The following is a 20,781-nucleotide window of genomic DNA, read 5'->3' as shown; positions in this document are numbered from 1 at the left end:
GTCACCGCGTGGAGCCTAGCAGCAGCGAGGCGAGTGTGGCCTGCGGATCGTTCGGCGGCGATGCCGGCCAGCCGATGTCCTTCTGGACATGCGCCGGCAAGCTGTTCAGCGCGCGGATCGATTTGTTCCTGGCGTGGGCTTGCCTGATGGCCACACCCAAGCGGCCGAAATTTTCGAACATCGTCATTGTCATCTCCCCTGAAGAACGGCGATGGCCAAGGACTGTCCTCAGCCGCCGTTCGATGTGCGGGTAAATGCGCTGTGCATGTATCTGCTGGATTTCGCGAAAACAGCGTTTCGGTTTCCGGATCGGACGATCCGGAAACATTTGCATACAAATAAATCGAGGGAGTGGCCGGCGCGTCTATTCGCGGCTGCGCCGAGCAGCATGGCCTTCGCGGGAGCGCCGGCGCGGAGCTGCATCTCCGGCGATGCCATCCTCGCTCACCGTCTTGCGCGGTGGCAGCTTCACCGCCGCCGCCAGTTTCGGGAACGGGTCGACCTTGTTGGGCAGCGCCATGGCGTAGACGAAGTGCTCCTGGAATTTCGGCTCGAGCGCCGTCTCGATCTTTTCGATCTGGCTCACCGTCTCCTCGATCTCGCGGCGATAGCCGCGATTGAGCAGCGCCATGCGAGCACCCGCGCCGGCGGCGTTGCCCACGGCCGAAACCTTGTCGAGGTCGCAATCGGGGATGAGACCTAGCACCATGGCGTATTTCGGATCGATGAAGGAGCCGAAGGCACCGGCGAAGTGGATGCGGTCGACATGCTCGGTGTTCTGTTTTTCCATCAGCAGCTTGGTGCCGGCATAGAGCGCCGCCTTGGCCAACTGAATGGCACGCACGTCTGTCTGGGTGATGGTGATCTTGGGTTCGCCTTCCTTCAGCACGTAGGAGAAGGTGCGGCCGTTGGCGACGACGCGCGGCGAGCGCGCGGCAAGCGATCCGTCGACGACACCATCCTCGGAGATGATGCCGGCGAGATACATTTCGGCGACGATCTCGATGATGCCAGAGCCGCAAATGCCGGTGACGCCGGTCGCCTGCACGCTGTCGAGGAAGCCGGGCTCGTCGGACCACAGTTCCGAGCCGATGACGCGGTATTTCGGCTCCAGCGTGTCTGGATCGATGCGCACGCGCTCGATGGCGCCGGGCGCAGCCCGCTGGCCACCGGAGATTTCGGCGCCTTCGAAAGCCGGACCGGTAGGCGAGGAAGCAGCGACTACCCGTGTACGGTTTCCGAGTACGATCTCGGCATTGGTGCCGACGTCCACGATCAGCATCATCTCGTCCTGGCGGTGCGGGCCTTCGGACAGGGTCACGGCCGCCGCGTCGGCGCCGACATGACCGGCGATGCAAGGCAACATATAGAGCCGTGCGCCCTGGTTGAGCTTCAGCCCGATGTCGGAGGCCTTGATGCGAACGGCGCCCGAGACGGCAAGCGCGAAGGGCGCGCCACCGAGTTCGGTCGGATCGATGCCGAGGAACAGGTGATGCATGATCGGATTGCCGACGAAGACGGAATCCAGGATGTCGTTGCGCTGGACATTGCCTTCCGCGCAAACCTTATCGACGAGGCCGGAGATTGCCTCGCGGACAGCAACCGTCATGCCTTCGCGGCCATCCGGGTTCATCATCACATAGGAGACGCGGCTCATCAGATCCTCGCCGAAGCGGATCTGCGGGTTCGACGTTCCGGACGAGGCGGCGACGCGGCCCGACAGCAGCGACACCAAATGCATGGCGATGGTGGTCGAGCCGATGTCGCAGGCCAGGCCATAGGCCTCGTTCTTGAGGCCCGGCCACAGCGCGATGACGCGCGCTGTCTCGGTGTCCGTATCCTTGTAGATGGCGGCGGTCGCCGTCCAGTTGCCCTTGCGCAAAATACCTTGCACCTGCGGCAGCAGATAAAAATCGAAGTCCAGGCTTTTGAGGTTCCAGTCCTTCATCAGGGCGATCTTCAGGCGGTCGAGATCGCCAAGCGGCTTGTGCATGTCTGGTTCTTCGATCTCGACGTAGCACATGCGGATCGCGGAATCGCGGGCGATGACCCTGGTGTCGGCATCCTTGCGGATGGTCTGGGCGTTGATGACCGTGTCCTGCGGCACGTCAATGACGAGATCGCCGAGAATCTGGGCGGAGCAGGAGAGGCGGCGCCGTTCGGGCAGGCCGCGCACACGTTCATAGCGCTCTTCCTTAGGGCCTTTGGGTGATATGTGGTCGTTTGAGGAGGTGATCTTGTGCTTGGCGAAATTGCCTTCCTGCACCTCGATCTGGCAGCGTCCGCAAGTGGCGCGTCCGCCGCACACGCTCTCGACATAGACGCCGAGCTGGCGCGCGGCGTCGAGCACGGGCGTGCCGACAGGGAACCGCCCGCGCTTGCCTGACGGCATGAACAGCACGAGCGGATCGGTTATGTTTGCAGGCGAGTTCACGATTGCGCGCTTATCCCCGGCCCATGCGGGCTTCACGGCCACCGCGTCGGCGGCCGCCATTGCCGCCGCCTTCGCCCGGCGCGTTGACCGCTGTCGGCGCCGCCACCGCCTGGCCGCCTTCGGCCGGCTTGTAATCCTTGTAGGTCTTGATCCATTTGGTGCAGTTCTCGTCGGTGCCGTTCAGCACGTTGGCGCCGCGCACCGCTTCCATTTCCTGCGGGCGCACCGGGTTCATGATTGCCGAGGTCATGCCGGCGCCGATCACCATCGGGATGAAGGCGGCGTTGATGCCATGGCGGTGCGGCAGGCCGAAGGAGATGTTGGAGAGGCCGCAGGTGGTGTTGACCTTGAGCTCTTCGCGGAGCCGACGCAGCAGGGCGAACACCTGGCGGCCGGCATCGCCCAGCGCGCCGATCGGCATCACCAGCGGATCGACTACGACGTCATGCGCCGGGATGCCGAAATCGGCGCAGCGCTGCACGATCTTCTTGGCGACGGCAAAGCGCACGTCCGGATCCATCGAAATGCCGGTCTCGTCGTTGGAGATGGCGACGACCGGCACATTGTATTTCTTGATCAGCGGCAGGATGGCCTCGAGCTTTTCCTCCTCGCCGGTGACGGAATTGACCAACGGGCGGCCCTTGGCGACTTTCAGCGCGGCTTCGATCGCGGCGGTGACGGAACTGTCGATCGACAGCGGCAGATCGACCAGTCCCTGGACGATCTCCAGCGTCTGCACCAGAAGGCCAGGTTCGGTTTCGTTCGGGTTGACCGAGGTGACGCCGGCATTGACGTCGAGCATGGTGGCGCCGCAGGCGGCCTGCTCCAGCGCGTCCTTGATGACGGTCTCGAAATTGCCAACCACCATCTCGGCGGCGAGCTTCTTGCGGCCGGTCGGGTTGATGCGTTCGCCAATCACGCAGAAAGGCTGGTCGAAGCCGATGATGATTTCTCGTGTCGCCGAGGCGACGATGGTCCGGGTCATGAAATCTCTCCGTCGTGATATAAAGAGTTCTTTATATCGTTATCTCTTGTCGATCAAGCGAATGGTCGCTCTCCGCGGAAGTCAATGCGCGGTCTTCACCATGTCCACCTGGGTTTCGGTAATGTCGTCGTGCAGGATGCGGTCCAGCCGGTCGGCAACCATCTGGTCGTCGCGGCGGATCTCGCGCTTCCACGGCTGGCGGCCCTTCAGCACGCCCGATTCATCGACGATCTCGGCGACATATTCCTCCTGGCGATAGGCCATCACATGGATGCCGGAGACACCGGGAATTTCCTTCACCTCGTTGATGATGTCGGTGCAGAGCTGCTTGCCTTCCTTCTTCTGGTCCTGGGCGCCTTCCAGCCGCTTGATGATAGCGTCAGGGATATGGATGCCCGGCACGTTGGAGCGGATCCATTTTGCCGTCTTGGCGGAAGCGAGAGGGCCGACGCCACACAGGATGAACACTTTCTCGGTGTGGCCGAGATCACGCGCCTTCTGCATGAAGGTCTTGAACATCGGCACGTCGAAGCAATACTGCGTCTGCACGAACTGCGCGCCGGCGGCGATCTTCTTGCCGAGATGGATCGGGCGAAAGTCGAAAGGCGGCGCGAACGGATTGACGGCAGCGCCCAGGAACAGCTGCGGCGGCGTCGTCAGCTTGCGGCCGGACAGAAACTTGCCGTTGTCTCGCATGATGCGGCAGGTTTCCAACAGCGACATGGAATCGAGGTCGAACACCGGCTTGGCGCCCGGCTGGTCCCCGGCCTGCACGCCGTCGCCGGTCAGGCACAGCATGTTGGCGACGCCCATCGCGGCGCCGCCCAGCACGTCGCCCTGGATGGCGATGCGGTTCTTGTCGCGGCAGGCGATCTGCATGATCGGGGCGTAGCCCATGCGGGTCAGAAGTGCACAGATGCCGACCGACGACATATGGCAATTGGCGCCGGACGCATCGACGGCGTTGATGGCGTCGACCCAGCCGTCGAAGATCTTCGCACGGTTGTAGACATCCTCCGGATCGGCGCTGTCGGGCGGGTTCAGTTCGGTCGTCACCGCAAACTCGCCGCGCCTGAGCACGCGCTCCAGCCGGCCGCGCGAGGTGTGGCCGGGCAGGGGATCGAGCGGCAAATGGATGCCGGCCGGATTTTCGTCGAGCTGGCGGCCGGTCACGCGGAGGCTCCGGTCTTCGCGGCAGCGGCGGCTTCACGGGCTGCCGCAGCCTGCGCGGTCACCCGCAGCCAGGCAGAGGTTTCGCGCAACGACTGGTCGACCGGCTTCTGCACGGTGAGGATCCTGTCGGAGTTGACCATGTTCTGCGAACCTTCCCAGGCCTTGACCCAGACGCAGGGCATATCGGGTTCGACCTCGCAATTGCCGTTGGCGCGCACGCCGCCGCAAGGGCCGTTGCGCAACTGCTTGGGGCAGTTCATCGGGCAAGACATGCCGGTCGAGGACAGGATGCACTGACCGCACATGCGGCAGTCGAACATGAAGCCTTTTACGCGCTTTTCGACGAACTTGATTGGAGCCTCGACGCGGCCATAGCCGATACCCTTCCACAACGGGTGCAGCAGCAAGAAGGTGTCGGCGAAGCGGGCGTAGAACCATTCGAGCAAGCGCGAATGCCTGATCGACCACAGCCGTATCGCGAAGGAGCGCTGTACGCGCCGCTGCGGCGAGACATCGGCCGGCTTGTAGTCGGACTTCGGCGCCGCCTTCTTGACCTGAGTGGCCTGCGTAATGGCCACGCCTTCCTTGCTGACGGGAGTGGTTTCAGACATTTTCTTTGCCGCCGGCCTTGACCAGAGCGACCAGCCGCTCGCGGTCATATTTCGCGTCGATCTCGTTGAAGGCCTTTTCGACCTCGGCTTCGAGATCGTCACCGACCGGAACTGGATCAGCCTTGCGCCATTCGGCCAGATAGTCGTCCGTGCCGCCGGCGCCGGTGCGCATGGCGCACATGTCGATCGCCTCGGTGAAGCGCAACGGCAGTTCGCGCTTGGCGTTCTGCCGGCCCTTCTTGACGATGACCTGGGCAGGAATGTCGCGCCAGTAGACGACGATAAGATCGGCCATGAATTCTCGCTCCTCGATCCCCGAGCATTGCCGCAAGCGCAGTGGGCCCGCTTGTTATGGGACGACGCGCGCGCATTCAAAAGCGACGCATTTGGATGTCGTAAAATGAAAGGTGCGTTTATTCGTTTGCGACCCATGCCGCGACGGGGTCACTGCAGCGGTAATGGCGGCGGAATTTGCGCTGTTCCGGACACTGGATACGTTACCAAATGCCGGTTCTCAGCCCTGTCCAGACGTAGAACCAGATCGTCGGGTGGTACCACTGCTTCGATGGCAGCCCTGGATCGAACGTTGCAAGTTTTCCGGCCAGCGCGTCGCTGACCGCCTCGACGCAGATGTCGCGCGAAAACGCCGCCTGGCGCAGCGCATAGCTTGAGATGGTGTCACCTTGTTTCGGCTCGCCGCGCACCTGCTTCAGCACGCCACCAGTGTCGACGCCCGCATCGACCAGATGGACGGTGGTGCCGAAATTCTGCGGATCGCCTGACGTCAACGCCCAATAGCCGCCATTCATGCCGCGATATTTCGGGGTGATGCCGGCATGATAGTTGAGCACCGGACACGGCATTTTGGCCAGCATCTCCCTGGAAATCAGCCGGCAGCCGTTCAGCAGCACGACGCCGGGCTTGATCGTCTCGATTGCCTGCAGACATTCCGGCCCGTTGGCGGATGCCACATGGATGATGACCTGGCCTTGCCGCGGTTCCGTTTCAAGCTTCTCCTCGGCAATCAACCGGGCGGCGTGTTTGACATTAAGCCGTTTGCCGAGCCTGCTCAGCACCATTGTGCCGAGCTGGCCGATGGCAGAGATCCAGCCCTGGCGTCGGGCGCGGCCCCGCAGCAATTGCTTTTTAGATTCAGGGATTTCGAGGACGACGTTGACAGGGCCGACGCGGTCGGCGAGGTCGTTGATCATGGCCCAGACATGCGCGCCGCCACCGGTGACGACCACAATAGGTCGCGGATTTGGTTGCGACGCTGCCATTGATCTTTCCGTGCTCCAGGGACCGGCTGATGTGGCCGGACCTTAGGGCGGGCGGGTTAATCCTTGGTATGCCGGAAGCCTTACCAACCCATGAAGACCCCGGTCAGCGCATGAAGACTTGGTCAGCGCTTGAACTCCATGATGTCGAGCTTCGATTCATAGTAGGGCGCGGGGAACTCGATGCGCCATTCCTTGGCGCTGTTTCGGAAGGCGTAACCAACCTGGTCGGTCTGCGGGCCGCTGCCATAGGGCTTTGCCCGATCGTCGTTGACGGAGCCGGAGCCAAGATAGATCGAGCGCTTGTCGCCGTCGTCGAAGAAGCGGCCCTGGGTGCGCTGAGAACCGCTGATCTTTTCCAGCCGCCAGCCGGAGCCATCATCGGTGACCCTGCATTTGAACCAGCCATAGACAACGAGCGGGCTCAGTCCGCCGACCTTGATCGTGCGGCACCGCCAGTTGCCGGTGAGATCCTTGTCGGAGAAGGCGACCAGCGGCTTGGCCAACAGCGTGTCGAGCTGCTTGAGCTCGGCGGGGTTGGCCGCCTTTGCTTCGGCGAGCGCCGCCTTGCGCGTGTCGCCATATTTGTCGAGCCGCGCCTTATCGGCAGGCGTGATCAGTTTTTGAACTTGTCCGTCGGCAAGGGCGGGCAAAGTACAGCAGAGGAGACCAAGGGCGGCGATCAATGAGCGAAGGATCATCAAAGAATTCCCTGTTTTGTCTGGAACGGCGCTGCCGCCGCCTGGCGCATAACTTACCGGGTCGCTGGCGCCTGTCATCCGTGCTTAACAGCGTCTCGGTCAAAACTCATGGTGTGACGCATGCGAATCTTGCTTACGGGATCGTCGGGTTGGCTGGGCAGCGCGCTGGCGCCACTCCTGCGTGAGCTTGGACATGACGTGACCGGCCTCGATCCCGTTCCATCGGCCGAAACGCGGATCGTCGGTTCGATTGCCGACCGTGACCTCGTCATGCGTGCCGTCGGAGAAAACCGGATAGAGGCCATTATTCACAGCGGCGCGCTGCACAAGCCCAACATAGACAGCCACGCCAACAGCGATTTCATCGCGGTCAACGTGCAAGGCACGCTAAACCTGCTCGACGCGGCGGTGGCGGCCAATGTGCAACGCTTCGTCTTCACGTCAACGACCTCGCTGATGATCTCGCAGGCGATACGCGACGGCTTCAAGGGCGGTGCGCGCAAGGCGGCGTGGCTGACGGAAGCGATGTCGCCCGAGCCGCGCAACATCTATGGCGTCACCAAGCTATCCGCCGAGCATCTCTGCCGTCTCTACCACCTCCAGCACGGCCTGCCGGTGGTGGTGCTGCGCACGGCACGTTTCTTCCCCGAGGCCGACGACATGGCGCATGCCATCGAGCAGTCGGACGCCAACACCAAGGCGAACGAACTGCTGTTTCGGCGGCTGATGGTGGAGGACGCGGCGCAGGCGCATGTCGCCGCCTTGGAGAAGGCACCGGAGCTCGGCTTCGACACCTTCATCATCTGTGCGCCGACGCCGTTCCAACCCGAAGATTGCGAGGCGTTGATCAAGGACGCACCGTCCGTGGTGGCGCGGTATTTTCCTGAATTTCCCGCTCTCTACGCGAGGAAGGGCTGGACGATGTTTTCCTCGATCGACCGGATCTATGACGCGTCGCGGGCGAGGGACAGGCTGGGTTTTGCCTGCAGGACGAGCTTTGCCGACGTGCTGGCGGCGCTGGCAGCCGAAGACCCGGCCTGAAGCCGTCAGGCGTTCGCGCCCGCCCGCGCCAGGCCTGGCGTCAGGTCGCCAAAACCGGTGGAGCGGCGCTCATAGGCGAGGCCGAGCAGGGCGGCGGCCTTTTCCGCGACCTTGTCGAGCTCCGGATCATCGGTCTGCGCCAGATAGATCAGCTTCTCGTAATTGCCGAAATAGTCCTTGATCAGCTCCGGGTGCTTGTCCAGCCCGAGCGGCTTCATGAAGAAGGCATCGAACTGGCGGCACAGGAAGTCCGTCATGTAGAAGGACATCATGTCGTCGTCGGCGACCTTCGCATAGGCGTCCATGCCTTGATAGAACGCGAAGCAATGCGGGCCGGCCATGCGTTCGACGCCATGCTTCTCCAACACGCGGTCAAGCAGGCCGCCAGTGCCGCAATCGGCATAGCCGACGAAGATATGTTCATAGCCTTCCGCCCTGGCCTTTTCGATCGCCTTGTCCATGGCCGGCGCGATGCGGTCGGGATGGAAATGAAACTCCGCCGGCAAACACGTCAATTCGAGGTGATCCAGCCCGAGCTGTTCCTTGACGGCCAACACCTCGCGCGCAATCATCCCGCAGGCGATGACGAGCAGCCTGTCTGTCTGATTCGGTTTTGTTTTTTTCGTCTTGACCAAGTCGAGCCGGCTTTTCGCTGCGGGGCTAATTTATCTGTCGAGGGAGACACCGTCCATGAAACTGCTACGCATAGCGCCGATGGCTATCCTTGCCTGCGCTCTTGCACTTACGGCCTGCGCCAACACCGTTCGGGGTGTCGGCAAGGATGTCAAATCGACGGCGAGGGCGGTCAAGGACACCGTCGCCAATTGATCGGCGGCCGTCTCTCATCTGGGGACAAAAAAGCCGCGCTGCAAGGCGCGGCTTCTTTTTCGTCGCCCTGATGCCTTGGGTCAGGCCGAAGCACGCACGTTGTGCTTGCGCTTCATGAAATCCTTGGCGGTCTCGACCGCTACCGCCGCGTCGCGGCAATAAGCGTCGGCGCCGACGGCCTTGCCGAATTCCTCGTTGAGCGGCGCGCCGCCAACCAGCACGACGTAGTCGTCGCGAATGCCCTTTTCCTTCATCGTGTCGATGACGACCTTCATGTAGGGCATGGTGGTGGTGAGCAGTGCCGACATGCCGATGATGTCGGGCTGGTGCTTTTCGATCGCGTCGAGATACTTCTCGACCGCGTTGTTGATGCCGAGATCGATGACGTCGAAGCCAGCACCCTCCATCATCATGCCGACGAGGTTCTTGCCGATGTCGTGGATGTCGCCCTTGACGGTGCCGATCACCATCTTGCCCTGTTTCGGCGCGCCGGTGGCGGCGAGCAGCGGACGCAGGATGAACATGCCGGCCTTCATGGCGTTGGCGGACAAAAGCACTTCCGGCACGAACAGGATGCCGTCGCGAAAATCCTCGCCGACGATACGCATGCCTTCGACCAGCGCCTCGGTAAGCACCTTGTAGGGCGCCCAGCCGCGCTCGAGGAGGATGTTGGTGCCTTCCTCGATCTCTTCCTTCAGCCCGTCATAGAGATCGTCGTGCATCTGCTGCACCAGCTCGTCGTCGGAAAGCTCGGAAAGGATGATCTCGTCGTCGGACATTTTTATCCAGCTCCTCACGGCATCGCGACTGTGTCGCAAGGCACAAAATAATGGTGTTCATACCTAACCCGCAACGGGCGGGTATCCATAGCTGATTTGCGACTTCCCGCAAAAGGAAAGCGACTGGAAAATCTATCGGTTTTCTTGTCGATTTTGCGACAGGCGTTGGCGCGGACGGGCCGTTTCGAATAGGGTGCATGGCTACGATCCGGGCAAAGCCGCGTCATGCGGCCGCAACGGTTACGGACCAGCCATAGTCAGGCGGGCCATATTCAGGGAAGAGCGATCATGAGCGAACACGCGGCAGTCGACCAGGAAGCGTCAAACGCGCGGCGTGGGCGCGGCGCCAGCGGCGGAGCGGCGGCCAGGCGTGCGGCGCGCTCCGGCGGCGGCCCCGGCACCCAGCTCACCTACATCAAGCGCAAGATCAACGTCTACGAGGTGCTGAACGAGGAAGGCCTGGCGCTGATCGAGAAGAACACCGACACGGTGCTGGAAGAGATCGGCATCATTTTTCGCGATGACGCGGAAGCGTTGCAGCTCTGGAAAGAGGCCGGCGCCGACGTCAAGGGCGAGCGCGTGCATTTTCCCAAGGGGCTCTGCCGTTCGCTCTTGAAGACCGCGCCGCCCATCTACACCCAGCATGCCCGCAATTCAGAACGCTCGGTGCAGATCGGCGGCAATGCGACGGTGTTCGCGCCGGTCTATGGTCCGCCCTTCGTGCGCGATCTCGACGGCGTCAGGCGCTACGCGACGATCGAGGATTTCCAGAACTTCGTGAAGCTCGCCTATATGGCGCCGTCGATCCACCATTCGGGCGGCACGGTGTGCGAGCCGGTCGACGTGCCGGTCAACAAGCGTCATCTCGACATGGTCTACGCGCACATCAAATACTCCGACAAGCCGTTCATGGGTTCGGTGACCGCGCCGGAGCGCGCCGAGGACACGGTGGCGATGGCCAAGCTGGTGTTCGGCGACGACTTCGTCGAGAACAACACGGTGCTGACCAGCCTGATCAACGCCAACTCGCCGATGGTGTTCGACGAGACCATGCTTGGCGCCCTGAAGGTCTATTCGCGTCATAACCAGGCCTGCATCGTCACGCCGTTCATCCTGGCCGGCGCGATGAGCCCGGTGACGGTCGCCGGCACGCTGACGCAGGTCCTGGCCGAAGTGCTGGCCGGCGCCTCGTTCACGCAGCTGATCCGCCCGGGCGCGCCGGTGCTGTTCGGCACCTTCGCCTCGTCGATCTCGATGCAGTCGGGCGCGCCGACCTTCGGCACGCCGGAGCCGTCGCTGGTCTCCTATGGCGCTGCACAACTGGCCCGCCGGCTCGGCCTGCCGTTCCGTACCGGCGGCTCGCTTTGCGCTTCGAAAGTTCCGGACGCACAGGCAGCCTATGAGAGCGCCAACACGCTGAACTCGACCATTCTCGCCGGCACCAATTTCGTCCTGCATTCGGCAGGCTGGCTCGAAGGCGGGCTGGCCTCCTGCTACGAAAAATTCATGATGGATATCGACCAGCTCGGCATGACCCAGAAATTCTCCGAGGGCGTCGACCTGTCGGAGAACGGCCAGGCGATGGACGCCATCCGCCAGGTCGGCCCAGGCAGCCACTATCTCGGCTGCGACCATACCCAGGCCAATTTCCAGACCGCCTTCTACCGCTCGTCGATCGCCGACAACAACTCCTACGAGCAGTGGCTGGCCGAGGGCCAGAAGACCGCACCGCAGCGCGCCAACGATCTGGCGCGGCGCTGGCTGGAGGCTTACGAAGCGCCGCACCTTGATGAAGGCATCGATGAAGCCCTGAAGGATTTCATCGCCAAGAAGAAGGGGTCGATGCCCGACGCCTTCACCTGAAAGGAGCCCGAGTCAGGCGGGGCTAAAGTCGCCAACATCATCCACAAGGAAGTCTGGCGGAGTGCCTTCTCCGATCCGGACAAGAAGGGATGATTGCGTGCGCGGCATGATCGACGAGATCACGGCCGCGCTTGGCGCCAACGGCCTCATCCTGCGTGGCGGCTTTCTCTTTCCCGATGACGAGGGTGGCCCTGATGGCGCCTCGGGTGAGCCGGCAAAGTCTGTCCTGCTGGTAGGGCAGGCGGGTGCCGCGCCTTGGCCGTATTTCCTGCGCTGGCGGGACCAGCAGCCAAAGGCGATCGCCGATCCGCTCGACACCTGGTCGCGGCAGGTCATCGGCGAGGTGGCGCAAGAGTTTGGTGCCCGCGCCGTTTCGCCGTCGGACAAGCCTTACCTGCCGTTTCAGCAATGGGCTGTTCGGGCGGAAGGGCTGAGGCCGTCGCCGCTCGGGATCCTCATGCATCCGCAATACGGGCTTTGGCATGCTTATCGCGGCGCGCTGCTGTTCGAGGACGAGATAACGCTTCCGGAATTTCGGGAGACGATCCATCTTTGCGACACCTGCGTCGACAAACCTTGTCTGAAATCCTGTCCGGTTGCCGCTTATTCGACGGATGGTTTCGCCTACCAGGCCTGCCTCGCGCATGTGCGGGGGGCGAATGGCGAGCCGTGCCGGGCCGGTGGTTGTCTTGACCGCAATGCCTGCCCCTATGGCGCGCAGTATCGCTATCCGCCGGAGGTCCAGGCCTTCCACATGGCTGCGTTCGCTGGTCCTTAGCGCATCACGCGATCCCGCACGAAATGTTGACCGCCGGGCTCAGGGAACGCCTTGCCGTGGCGGTTTGCGCGGATATGTATCGCGCATCTGGCAAGACGGAGCATGCAATGACGAAGCAGGACCTTCACATCAAGACCCGTGACGGTGTGGCGAAGGCGGGCCTGTTCCGCTCGGCCAAGGTTTCTTCAGCCAAGGCTGGCGTCATTCTCTACCAGGACGCCTTCGGTCCGCGCCCGGCGCTTGACCTGATGGCGGAACGGCTGGCGGGCGAGGGCTATGCGGTGCTGGTGCCCGATCTCTTCTACCGCAATGCTCCTTACGGGCCGTTCGACGCCAAGACCGCTTTTGTCGAAGAAAGGACCAGGGCGCCGCTGATGGCGCTGGTCACCGGCACGACGCAGGAAATGACCATCAGCGACAGCGCCGCCTTTGTCGACGCGCTCGCCGGCGAAGGCGTCACGGGACCGATCGGCACTGTCGGCTATTGCATGGGCGGGGCGCGGGCGCTCAACGCCGCTGCAACCTACCCCGACAGGGTCAAGGCCGCCGCCAGTTTCCATGGCGGCAACCTCGCCAGCGATGCCGCCGACAGCCCGCACCGCAAGGCGGCCTCCATCAAGGCGCGTGTGTATGTCGGCATGGCGGGCGTCGACCGGAGTTTCCCACCGGAGCAGTCGACCAAGCTGGCCGAGGCACTGAGGACGGCGGGGGTCGACTATCTGCTGGAGAATTATGTCGGCATGGCGCATGGCTGGTGCGTGCCCGACCACAGTGTCTACGACGAAGCTGGAGCCGAGCGTCACTGGAAACGGCTGACGGCGCTGTTTGCCGAGACAATGACCTGAGTCTAGCGGCTATTCCCGCCTGTTGGCTGCCCGATCCGTTCGCGGTATCAGGGCGGTCTCGCTGAATGAGCGGGAGCCGCGCGGGAACGATCAACCTGATGCAATCCTATGATGTCGTGATCATCGGCGCCGGCGCCGCCGGAATGATGTGCGCCGTGGAAGCCGCCAAGCGCGGCCGTTCGGTGCTGATCCTCGATCACGCGGCGGCGCCTGGCGAAAAGATCCGCATCTCCGGCGGCGGCCGGTGCAATTTCACCAACATCCATGCGAGCCCGAAGAATTTCATATCGAGGAATCCGCATTTCTGCATCTCGGCGCTCAGCCGCTATACGCAGCGCGACTTCATTGCGCTGGTCGAACGCCACGGCATTGCCTACCACGAGAAGACATTGGGGCAGCTGTTCTGCGACGGCTCGGCGCGCCAGATCATCGATATGCTGGTCTCGGAAATGCGGGGCAGGGGCGCCGAGCTGGTATTGTCGACCCGCGTCGAGGCTATCGGCAGAACCGAGGAAGGGTTTGAACTCGTCCTCTCCACGGGCTCGGTTTCCTGCCAGTCCCTGGTCGTGGCCTGTGGCGGCAAGTCGATCCCCAAGATGGGCGCGACGGGCTTCGGCTACGAGCTTGCCGAACGGTTTGGCCTTGCCGTCGTCGAAACACGGCCTGCCCTGGTGCCGCTGACCTTCGACGCAAAAACGCTTGAGCGGCTTTCGCCCCTGGCCGGAAACGCGGTCGACGCCGAGATTGCCTGCGGCAAGACGCGGTTTTCCGAGGCGATGCTGTTCACGCATCGCGGCGTCAGCGGGCCATCCATCCTGCAGATATCCTCCTATTGGCGCGAGGGCGATGAGATCCGCATCGCCATGCTGCCGGGCACGGATGTGGCTGAGCTCGTCCGCGCCGCCAGGCGTGGCAATGGCCGGCAAGCGGTGCAGACCGTGCTGGCAAATCATTTGCCGAAACGGCTGGCACAGGCGATAGCCGAGCGAACCGGGCTGGCCGGCAACCTCGCCGATCTTTCCGAGGCCCAGATCAAAACCGTCGAGGCCGCGGTCAACGACTGGCGCATCAAGCCAGCCGGTTCGGAGGGCTACCGGACGGCCGAAGTGACGCTCGGCGGGGTAGACACCAACGGCCTCGACCAGAAGACGATGCAGGCGAAGCTGGTGCCGGGCCTGTTCTTCATCGGCGAGGTCGTCGACGTCACCGGCTGGCTCGGCGGCTATAATTTCCAATGGGCGTGGTCGTCGGGCTGGGCGGCGGGCCAGGCGTGTTGACATTCAGGTGAGGCCGGCCTGCCCTCACTCGGTACGCCCTGGACGCAAACGCCCAAATTCGAGAAAAATCTTTCCATCACCCCAAGGATTAGCCATTAGCCTTCGTCCAACAGGCAAATGATGGCGATGATGCTGGATGAGAGCGAAGCCTCCGACGCCGAACTGATCGGGCGGGCGAAGGGCGGAGACAGGGGGGCCTTCGGCAAATTGCTGGAGCGTCACTATGACTTCGTCTATCGCGCCGCCTATCGCTGGTGCGGCAGGAAGGCCGATGCCGAAGACATCGCCCAGGAAGTCTGTGTCAGGCTGGGCAAGGCGATCCGCGATTATCGCGGCAGCGGCGCGTTCACGACATGGCTCTACACCATGACGATGAACGCCGCGCGCGACACGATGCGCAAGACCCAGCGCGAGACGGTCAAGATCGAGGCCTATGGCGTCCATGCGCTGATTTCGGGCGAAGGCCCGGCCGAGGGTGAAGACCCGACCGAGGCGTTGTGGGCGGCGGTGCGGCAATTGCCGGACAAGCAGCGCGATGCCGTGATGCTTGTCCATGGCGAAGGCTTGAGCCACGCGGCCGCCGCCGAAGCGATGGCGATCTCGGAGACGACGGTTTCCTGGCACATCCATGAAGCGAAGAAACGGCTGAAGACGTTGATGCGTTCAGCCGGGGAAGTGTGACCATGGTCGACGACAACGAACTCAGAAAGCTGCGCAATGCAGCGGTACCGGCGCCGGGCGAGAGCGCGAAGGCGCGCGCCTTCGAAGCCGCCCTGCGCGCCTATGATCAGGAAAATATTTCCGCCGTCACCCAAGGATCGGTTGGCGGCCTTCGTCTCACGGAGCGAGCACAAAAGCTCTGGAGCGAGATCATGCAAAAGAAACTCATTGCCACGCCGGCCCTTGCCGGGCTCGTCGCCCTGCCGATCGCTGGGTACGCCACCTTCCATTTGCTGAGGGAACAGCCGTCGCCGTTCGGCGGCGACGAGAAGATCACCGAGACGCTGGCCGACAAGCCGGCGACGCAGAAGCCATTGGCAAAGCAGGCACCGGGAGATCAGGCCGTCAACGAACCGACCGTGACCACCGCGCCGGCCAAGGACAAGAAGGCCGCCGCGGAAGTGGAAAGCCGCGACGCCAGCGATGCTCTTACGCCGGCCGCACCGCCGAACTCCGAATCGGATGCCGCCGGTGGCGCAGCACAACCGGGCGCGCCGGTGAGCCCCACTGTATCGTCGAGGTTTGACCTAAAGACCTACAGCGGCAAGGAGGTGGAGTATGGAACTTTGCCGACCTCCAGGCCGGCCCCCGCACCCAGCGGCGAGGTTTCACGGGAGAGTGCCGGCCTCATGCCAAACGCGCCTAATGCCGCGCGGGCCAATCGCGTCCAGGGAGCCGAGCCCAAGCTTATGGCCCCGCAGCAGCCGGCGGCCATCCCGGCCGACCAGATCGCGCCGCAGGAGGAAAACCGCGATCGCGTCCAGGATTTCAAGACCAATCCCGTGCATGCGGCACTGCAAGACCCGGTCTCGACCTTCTCGATCGATGTCGACACCGCGTCCTATTCCTTCGTGCGCGGCTCGCTGAAGCAGGGCTACCTGCCGCAAGCCGACGCGGTCCGCGTCGAGGAGATGATCAATTACTTCCCTTATGACTGGAAGGGGCCGGAATCGGCCTCAACGCCGTTCAACTCGACCGTCAGCGTCATGCCGACGCCGTGGAACGCGCACACCAAGCTGATGCACGTCGCCATCAAGGGTTTCGACATCAAGCCGACCGAGCAGCCGAAGGCCAATCTGGTCTTCCTGATCGACGTGTCGGGCTCGATGGACGAACCGGACAAGCTGCCGCTGCTCAAGTCGGCGTTCCGGCTGCTGGTCAGCAAGCTGAAGGCCGACGACACCATCTCGATCGTCACCTATGCGGGCGATGCCGGCACCGTGCTGATGCCGACAAAGGTTGCCGAGAAGGACAAGATCCTCAATGCCATCGACAATCTGCAGCCCGGTGGCTCGACGGCAGGCGAGGCCGGCATCAAGGAAGCCTACAAGCTTGCCCAGCAGTCCTTCATCAAGGATGGCGTCAACCGAGTGATGCTTGCCACTGACGGCGACTTCAATGTCGGCCAGACCGATGATGATGACCTGAAGCGGCTGATCGAGAGCGAACGCAAGACCGGCGTGTTTCTGTCGGTGTTCGGCTTCGGCCGCGGCAATCTGAACGATGAAATGATGCAGACCATTGCCCAGAACGGCAACGGCACCGCCGCCTATATCGACACGCTGGCCGAGGCCGAGAAGGTGCTGGTCGAAGATGCCTCCTCGACGCTGTTCACCATCGCCAAGGACGTCAAGATCCAGGTCGAGTTCAACCCGGACAAGGTGTCGGAATACCGGCTGATCGGCTACGAGACCCGGGCGCTCAACCGCGAGGATTTCAACAATGACCGCGTCGATGCCGGCGATATCGGCTCGGGCCATTCGGTCACCGCGATCTACGAGGTCACGCCCAAAGGCGGTGGCGGCGAGCAGATCGATCCGCTGCGCTACGGCCAGGCGACAGTCAACAATGGCGGCGTCGCCAATGCGGACGAATATGCCTTCGTCAAGATCCGCTACAAGCTGCCCAACGAGGACGTCTCGAAGCTGATCACCACGCCGGTGACCTCGGCCAACGAGGTCGCGTCCTTCGATCAGGCCAGTACCGACCAGCGTTTCTCCGTCGCCGTCGCGGCCTTCGGCCAGAAGCTGCGCGACGAGGATGCGACCGCGAAGTTCGGCTACGACAAGATCATGGAGATTGCCACTGCCGCCCGAGGAGCCGACCCGTTTGGGTACAGGTCCGAGTTCCTTTCGCTTGTGCGCCTTGCCTCGGCGCTGGGCGGCAACCGGTAGTGGCGATGACGGCCGGTTTCTTTCAGATGATGGGATCGTTCTGATAACCGGCCCACGGGCGGTGAGGCAGGCCGGCGAGGGATCTTTGCCCTTGCCGGCCTTTTTTTCGTTGCGCCATGGTCGTCCACCACCCATTCTGGCGGGAGGAAGGCAGAGAGCAATGAAGAGACGTATTATCCTGGTGCGGCACGGCGACGAACCTGCCGACGACCGTGTGTTCGCCTACCTCCAGCAAAGCGGCTACCAGCCCGTCTTGCGTCGAGCCTATGCCGGAGAGGCGCTGGAGGCGGATGAGGATGTCGCGGGCGGCGTGGTCTACGGCGGAATGTACAATGTCTACGACACGTCACTGCATCCATTCTTGGTGAACGAGTACCGATTTATCGACTTCTGCATGAGTTCCGATATCCCCTTGCTCGGCATCTGCCAAGGCGCGCAGCAGATCGCCTGGCATCGCGGTGCTCATGTCGGTCCGCCGGTGAGCGGCGTGCATGAATTTGGCTGCTATCCACTCTACCCGACAGCGGGAGCGGAGGATTTTCTGTCCGAGCCGATCCATGTCACGCAATCACACTGGCACGGCTTTGATTTGCCTGAAGGCGCCCAGCACCTTGCTTCGAGCGCCTCGTTTCCCAACCAGGCTTTTCGCATCGGTGATAAGATCTACGGATTGCAGTTCCACGCGGAAGTCACGCGTACAGGTTTTCGACGTGTACAGGACCGCCCGACCGCGAACTATGACAAGCCGGGCGCGCAGACGCGTGAAGAACAGGATCGTCTTATGAGCCTGCATGATGCAGCGCAGGCCGCCTGGTTCAACGGGTTCCTGCGTAAACTTTTTCCGCCTTTGATCTAGCTGGTCGACGACGATACTGCCGCAAGATTGGAGCGACCCGCACGGGATCGTTAAATTGCTCGGCATTTCCGGTACCGGATCGCAATTTCCTCTCGCTACACCGGTCATGTCTAAGGCTTGAGGGAGCCGGAATTGAAAATCACAACCATCGCCAACCCGACTCCGCCGGCACGGGACGCTTCGGCGAGTTTATCAGCCCCGTCAGCCGAATCCAGACGCATGAGCGACGATGTCGCGCAGGCGCGCCACACCGCCATGTCGGCGCTGACCAATGACCGCTTCCGCGTCATGCTGGAGCAGATTTCCGATCCGAGCGCATCCGGTGCGCTGGCAACAATGCGCGGCGACAACGTGGTCGATTTCCAGTCGGCGCAGTCAAGCTACGCCGACAACAGCGAATAACCGCAAAAAGAAATCGCCTCAGGCGCGGCTGCGCCGCCGCTCGCGGCGGGCTTCGCTGGTCTCGGCGGTGTTTGCCGTCGCCACCTTGTTGCGCATCGGGCCAATGCGCTCGACGATTTTTTCGACGGTCGGGCGATCCGCCCTGGTGTGGGCGTCGAGCGCCTTGCGCATCGCGGCCAGATGCTGGAACGAGGTGCCGCAGCAGCCACCGATGATCTTGGCTCCGCCATCCACGGCGAGCCGGACATAATCGGCCATCAGTTCCGGCGTACCGGAATAGTGGATCTCGGTGCCACGGAATTCGGGAATGCCGCAATTGCCCTTGACGATGACAGTCGCCTCCGGCTTGGCCTCGGTCATGTCGAGCAGCGAGGCCAGGATGTCGGAAGCGCCGACGCCGCAATTGGCGCCAACCCCGAGCGGCGCTTGCGACAGGCCGTCGGCGACGCCGTGGATGTCTTTCGGCAGCAGGCCCATCATGGTGCGGCCGGCGGTGTCGAACGAGCCGGTATAGGTGTAGGGCAGGCCGACGCGGATAGCGGCTTCGGCCGCCGCGCGGATCTCGTCGGGCGCCGACATCGTCTCGATCCAGGCGACTTCGGCGCCACCTTCCTTGAGACCTTCGATCTGCTCGGCAAAGGCGTCGACCGCTTCGTCATAGGTCATGGCACCAAGCGGCACCAGCAGTTCCCCTGTCGGACCGACCGAGCCGGCGACGATCACCTTGCGGCCGGCCTTGTCGGCGACAGCGCGGGCGATCTCGGCCGCGCGCTTGTTCAGCGCATGCACGCGGTCCTGCGCATGGTGCAGTTTCAGCCGGTGGCGGGTGCCGCCGAACGAGTTGGTCAGGATGATGTCGGCGCCGGCGTCGACGAAATTCTGGTGCAGGCTGGTGATGGTGTCGGGCGCGGTTTCGTTCAGCAGTTCCGGCGCCTCGCCGGCCTCCAGACCCATGGCGAACAAATTGGTGCCCGTGGCGCCATCGGCCAGCAGCACACCCTTTTCAGCCAGCAGCGCATCGATCGGATTGCTCGTCGTCATCGGATTGGCTTTCGTGTCCTGGAATTCGAACCGTGTCTTGGAATTCGAACATGTCTGGGAATTCGAATAAGGATATAAAGAAGTCTTTATGTCCAGTCAATGAGAATGCGGTGCTGAGCGCTCAGGTAGAGCCTGATGCGAACGACATGCCGGCCAGGTTGCGCGCGAAGGCGGCCGCTTCGTGCGGATTGATGTCGGCGGCGCGGATCAGATTGTCGAAATGTTGGGTCAGGGCCTGGACCGGCTGGGTGGCGTTCAGCACCACATACATGTCGCCGACATAGATCGCCGCGCGATAGGGGCCGAATATGGTCAGCGGGATCGAATAGCGCATGCGGCCATCATAAAGGAACAGGCGGAAGGTCGGGTAGAGGTCGTCGAGCAGCGTCGCCATATGGGCAAGCTGCTGCTGGCGGTCGGCCGCCGGGAAACGGTCCCACACACCGAGGCCGCGGGCGAAGATCTCCAGCGTGTGGCGCGGCATGCAGACTTCCATGTCGGTTTCCGGCCGCCGGTTGTACTCGATGCGGTATTGCGTTTCGCTGGCCTGCGCCAGTCGGCTCCTGTTGGTGATGTTGGCTTCGTAGTCGACGAGCGCGTGGGTGCGCAGGAGATCGGGAATGCCAGCCGGCACATAGCGGATCTTGGTGCCCGCCGCTTCCGCGAACCATTTGGCGAGCAGCGTGCGGTCGAAACCGTCGGGCGCTTCCTCGATCTCCAGGCTCTCGCGGATTTCGCCGGTCACGCCCTCGTCCTGGCTAAGACCAAGCAGCCAGTCTAGCGACACTTTGAATTCGGCGGCGATGTTGAGCAAGGTTTCGGCGCGCGGCAGGCGGGTCGAGGCACCTGACATCAGTTGCGACAGCGCCGACCTGTCGATGCCGACTGCTGACGCGAAAGCCGATTGGTTGAGGTCGGAGCGTGTCAGGAGGAGCTTCAGACGCTCCCGGAAGATTGCCGACAAGTCGCGCTTGTCCATCATCTCACTCCTTGGAT

Annotated in this window: 22 protein-coding genes; 10 read left to right on the top strand and 12 right to left on the bottom strand. The window is 62.8% G+C overall.

Features of this window, described 5'->3' with window-relative positions:
* Position 1 precedes the first annotated feature (1 nt).
* The 8 genes from FJ943_RS30030 to FJ943_RS19435 all read right to left on the bottom strand — a co-directional run bounded on the left by FJ943_RS30030 (position 2) and on the right by FJ943_RS19435 (position 7,181).
* Positions 2-187: a hypothetical protein gene (locus FJ943_RS30030; RefSeq protein ID WP_015317418.1), complete on the bottom strand. Its 186-nt coding sequence runs from the start codon at positions 185-187 to the stop codon at positions 2-4.
* A gap of 177 nt (positions 188-364) precedes the next feature.
* Entirely contained in the window at positions 365-2,494 is a 2,130-nt protein-coding gene (locus tag FJ943_RS19465; RefSeq protein WP_140661049.1) for an ASKHA domain-containing protein, read from the bottom strand.
* Positions 2,445-3,419: a methyltetrahydrofolate cobalamin methyltransferase gene (locus tag FJ943_RS19460; protein WP_140723911.1), complete on the bottom strand. Its 975-nt coding sequence runs from the start codon at positions 3,417-3,419 to the stop codon at positions 2,445-2,447. Before FJ943_RS19460 ends, FJ943_RS19465 begins: the two co-directional genes overlap by 50 nt.
* Before the next feature lie 81 nt (positions 3,420-3,500).
* Entirely contained in the window at positions 3,501-4,592 is a 1,092-nt protein-coding gene (locus FJ943_RS19455) for a methylenetetrahydrofolate reductase (RefSeq protein ID WP_015317421.1), read from the bottom strand.
* Positions 4,589-5,203 (bottom strand): methylenetetrahydrofolate reductase C-terminal domain-containing protein, encoded by a 615-nt coding sequence (locus FJ943_RS19450; RefSeq protein ID WP_015317422.1) that lies wholly within the window; start codon positions 5,201-5,203, stop codon positions 4,589-4,591. The genes FJ943_RS19455 and FJ943_RS19450 overlap by 4 nt, the downstream gene beginning before the upstream one ends.
* Positions 5,196-5,498: a virulence factor gene (locus FJ943_RS19445; RefSeq protein ID WP_015317423.1), complete on the bottom strand. Its 303-nt coding sequence runs from the start codon at positions 5,496-5,498 to the stop codon at positions 5,196-5,198. The genes FJ943_RS19450 and FJ943_RS19445 overlap by 8 nt, the downstream gene beginning before the upstream one ends.
* 202 nt (positions 5,499-5,700) lie before the next feature.
* Positions 5,701-6,483 (bottom strand): formyl transferase, encoded by a 783-nt coding sequence (locus FJ943_RS19440; protein ID WP_140723908.1) that lies wholly within the window; start codon positions 6,481-6,483, stop codon positions 5,701-5,703.
* A 122-nt stretch (positions 6,484-6,605) separates the two neighbouring features.
* Complete coding sequence (locus FJ943_RS19435; RefSeq protein WP_015317425.1) at positions 6,606-7,181, bottom strand: DUF4893 domain-containing protein; 576 nt, start codon at positions 7,179-7,181, stop codon at positions 6,606-6,608.
* A gap of 120 nt (positions 7,182-7,301) precedes the next feature.
* Between FJ943_RS19435 and FJ943_RS19430 the strand changes: the two genes are divergently transcribed.
* Positions 7,302-8,222 carry an NAD(P)-dependent oxidoreductase gene (locus tag FJ943_RS19430; protein WP_140723905.1) on the top strand — a complete coding sequence of 307 codons (921 nt, stop codon included), beginning with the start codon at positions 7,302-7,304 and terminating at the stop codon, positions 8,220-8,222.
* Positions 8,223-8,227: 5 nt separating this feature from the next.
* Here the strand turns inward: FJ943_RS19430 and FJ943_RS19425 are convergent, their stop codons facing one another.
* Complete coding sequence (locus tag FJ943_RS19425; RefSeq protein ID WP_140723903.1) at positions 8,228-8,857, bottom strand: DUF1638 domain-containing protein; 630 nt, start codon at positions 8,855-8,857, stop codon at positions 8,228-8,230.
* A gap of 55 nt (positions 8,858-8,912) precedes the next feature.
* On the opposite strand from FJ943_RS19425, the gene FJ943_RS19420 reads away from it, so the two are divergent.
* A complete protein-coding gene (locus FJ943_RS19420; RefSeq protein ID WP_015317428.1) occupies positions 8,913-9,050 on the top strand; it encodes an entericidin A/B family lipoprotein in 138 nt (45 codons plus the stop codon).
* Between the two features lie 80 nt (positions 9,051-9,130).
* On the opposite strand, the gene FJ943_RS19415 is transcribed toward FJ943_RS19420, so the two are convergent.
* The gene (locus FJ943_RS19415) at positions 9,131-9,829 is read right to left on the bottom strand and encodes a B12-binding domain-containing protein (protein ID WP_015317429.1); all 699 of its coding nucleotides are present in this window, start codon (positions 9,827-9,829) and stop codon (positions 9,131-9,133) included.
* 288 nt (positions 9,830-10,117) lie between these two features.
* Between FJ943_RS19415 and FJ943_RS19410 the strand changes: the two genes are divergently transcribed.
* From FJ943_RS19410 to FJ943_RS29685, 8 genes are all read left to right on the top strand, one after another.
* Positions 10,118-11,692, top strand: a complete 1,575-nt coding sequence (locus tag FJ943_RS19410) for a trimethylamine methyltransferase family protein (protein WP_140615930.1) — start codon at positions 10,118-10,120, stop codon at positions 11,690-11,692.
* Positions 11,693-11,789: 97 nt separating this feature from the next.
* On the top strand, positions 11,790-12,470 hold the full coding sequence (locus tag FJ943_RS19405) for a 4Fe-4S dicluster domain-containing protein (RefSeq protein WP_181174588.1): 681 nt from the start codon (positions 11,790-11,792) through the stop codon (positions 12,468-12,470).
* A gap of 107 nt (positions 12,471-12,577) precedes the next feature.
* Positions 12,578-13,315: a dienelactone hydrolase family protein gene (locus FJ943_RS19400; protein WP_140723900.1), complete on the top strand. Its 738-nt coding sequence runs from the start codon at positions 12,578-12,580 to the stop codon at positions 13,313-13,315.
* 98 nt (positions 13,316-13,413) lie between these two features.
* Positions 13,414-14,592, top strand: a complete 1,179-nt coding sequence (locus tag FJ943_RS19395; RefSeq protein WP_140724193.1) for an NAD(P)/FAD-dependent oxidoreductase — start codon at positions 13,414-13,416, stop codon at positions 14,590-14,592.
* Between the two features lie 120 nt (positions 14,593-14,712).
* Positions 14,713-15,273: an RNA polymerase sigma factor gene (locus FJ943_RS19390; RefSeq protein ID WP_140723897.1), complete on the top strand. Its 561-nt coding sequence runs from the start codon at positions 14,713-14,715 to the stop codon at positions 15,271-15,273.
* Positions 15,274-15,275: 2 nt separating this feature from the next.
* Entirely contained in the window at positions 15,276-17,486 is a 2,211-nt protein-coding gene (locus FJ943_RS19385) for a VWA domain-containing protein (protein WP_140723894.1), read from the top strand.
* A gap of 160 nt (positions 17,487-17,646) precedes the next feature.
* Positions 17,647-18,342, top strand: a complete 696-nt coding sequence (locus FJ943_RS19380) for a glutamine amidotransferase (RefSeq protein ID WP_140615938.1) — start codon at positions 17,647-17,649, stop codon at positions 18,340-18,342.
* Between the two features lie 219 nt (positions 18,343-18,561).
* Positions 18,562-18,744 (top strand): hypothetical protein, encoded by a 183-nt coding sequence (locus FJ943_RS29685; RefSeq protein WP_224623363.1) that lies wholly within the window; start codon positions 18,562-18,564, stop codon positions 18,742-18,744.
* Between the two features lie 18 nt (positions 18,745-18,762).
* Here FJ943_RS29685 and bmt read toward each other — a convergent pair whose 3' ends face one another.
* The gene (gene bmt, locus FJ943_RS19370; protein WP_015317437.1) at positions 18,763-19,785 is read right to left on the bottom strand and encodes a betaine--homocysteine S-methyltransferase; all 1,023 of its coding nucleotides are present in this window, start codon (positions 19,783-19,785) and stop codon (positions 18,763-18,765) included.
* A gap of 121 nt (positions 19,786-19,906) precedes the next feature.
* Complete coding sequence (locus FJ943_RS19365) at positions 19,907-20,764, bottom strand: helix-turn-helix transcriptional regulator (RefSeq protein ID WP_140714851.1); 858 nt, start codon at positions 20,762-20,764, stop codon at positions 19,907-19,909.
* Positions 20,765-20,781 lie beyond the last annotated feature (17 nt).

The sequence above is a fragment of the Mesorhizobium sp. B2-3-10 genome (assembly GCF_006442275.1).
In the GTDB taxonomy this organism is placed as follows: domain Bacteria; phylum Pseudomonadota; class Alphaproteobacteria; order Rhizobiales; family Rhizobiaceae; genus Mesorhizobium; species Mesorhizobium australicum.
Note: the sequence above shows the minus strand (reverse complement) of the source record. Positions and strands in the feature narration are given on the sequence as shown.

Coding starts and splice junctions, on each gene's coding strand:
- FJ943_RS19450 (WP_015317422.1), bottom strand. CDS start 5,203: ATGTCTGAAACCACTCCCGTCAGCAAGGAAGGCGTGGCCATTACGCAG.
- FJ943_RS30030 (WP_015317418.1), bottom strand. CDS start 187: ATGACGATGTTCGAAAATTTCGGCCGCTTGGGTGTGGCCATCAGGCAA.
- FJ943_RS19415 (WP_015317429.1), bottom strand. CDS start 9,829: ATGTCCGACGACGAGATCATCCTTTCCGAGCTTTCCGACGACGAGCTG.
- FJ943_RS29685 (WP_224623363.1), top strand. CDS start 18,562: ATGAGCGACGATGTCGCGCAGGCGCGCCACACCGCCATGTCGGCGCTG.
- FJ943_RS19410 (WP_140615930.1), top strand. CDS start 10,118: ATGAGCGAACACGCGGCAGTCGACCAGGAAGCGTCAAACGCGCGGCGT.
- FJ943_RS19430 (WP_140723905.1), top strand. CDS start 7,302: ATGCGAATCTTGCTTACGGGATCGTCGGGTTGGCTGGGCAGCGCGCTG.
- FJ943_RS19460 (WP_140723911.1), bottom strand. CDS start 3,419: ATGACCCGGACCATCGTCGCCTCGGCGACACGAGAAATCATCATCGGC.
- FJ943_RS19365 (WP_140714851.1), bottom strand. CDS start 20,764: ATGGACAAGCGCGACTTGTCGGCAATCTTCCGGGAGCGTCTGAAGCTC.
- FJ943_RS19420 (WP_015317428.1), top strand. CDS start 8,913: ATGAAACTGCTACGCATAGCGCCGATGGCTATCCTTGCCTGCGCTCTT.
- FJ943_RS19390 (WP_140723897.1), top strand. CDS start 14,713: ATGGCGATGATGCTGGATGAGAGCGAAGCCTCCGACGCCGAACTGATC.
- FJ943_RS19395 (WP_140724193.1), top strand. CDS start 13,414: ATGCAATCCTATGATGTCGTGATCATCGGCGCCGGCGCCGCCGGAATG.
- FJ943_RS19445 (WP_015317423.1), bottom strand. CDS start 5,498: ATGGCCGATCTTATCGTCGTCTACTGGCGCGACATTCCTGCCCAGGTC.
- FJ943_RS19400 (WP_140723900.1), top strand. CDS start 12,578: ATGACGAAGCAGGACCTTCACATCAAGACCCGTGACGGTGTGGCGAAG.
- FJ943_RS19435 (WP_015317425.1), bottom strand. CDS start 7,181: ATGATCCTTCGCTCATTGATCGCCGCCCTTGGTCTCCTCTGCTGTACT.
- FJ943_RS19385 (WP_140723894.1), top strand. CDS start 15,276: ATGGTCGACGACAACGAACTCAGAAAGCTGCGCAATGCAGCGGTACCG.
- bmt (WP_015317437.1), bottom strand. CDS start 19,785: ATGACGACGAGCAATCCGATCGATGCGCTGCTGGCTGAAAAGGGTGTG.
- FJ943_RS19380 (WP_140615938.1), top strand. CDS start 17,647: ATGAAGAGACGTATTATCCTGGTGCGGCACGGCGACGAACCTGCCGAC.
- FJ943_RS19440 (WP_140723908.1), bottom strand. CDS start 6,483: ATGGCAGCGTCGCAACCAAATCCGCGACCTATTGTGGTCGTCACCGGT.
- FJ943_RS19465 (WP_140661049.1), bottom strand. CDS start 2,494: ATGGCGGCCGCCGACGCGGTGGCCGTGAAGCCCGCATGGGCCGGGGAT.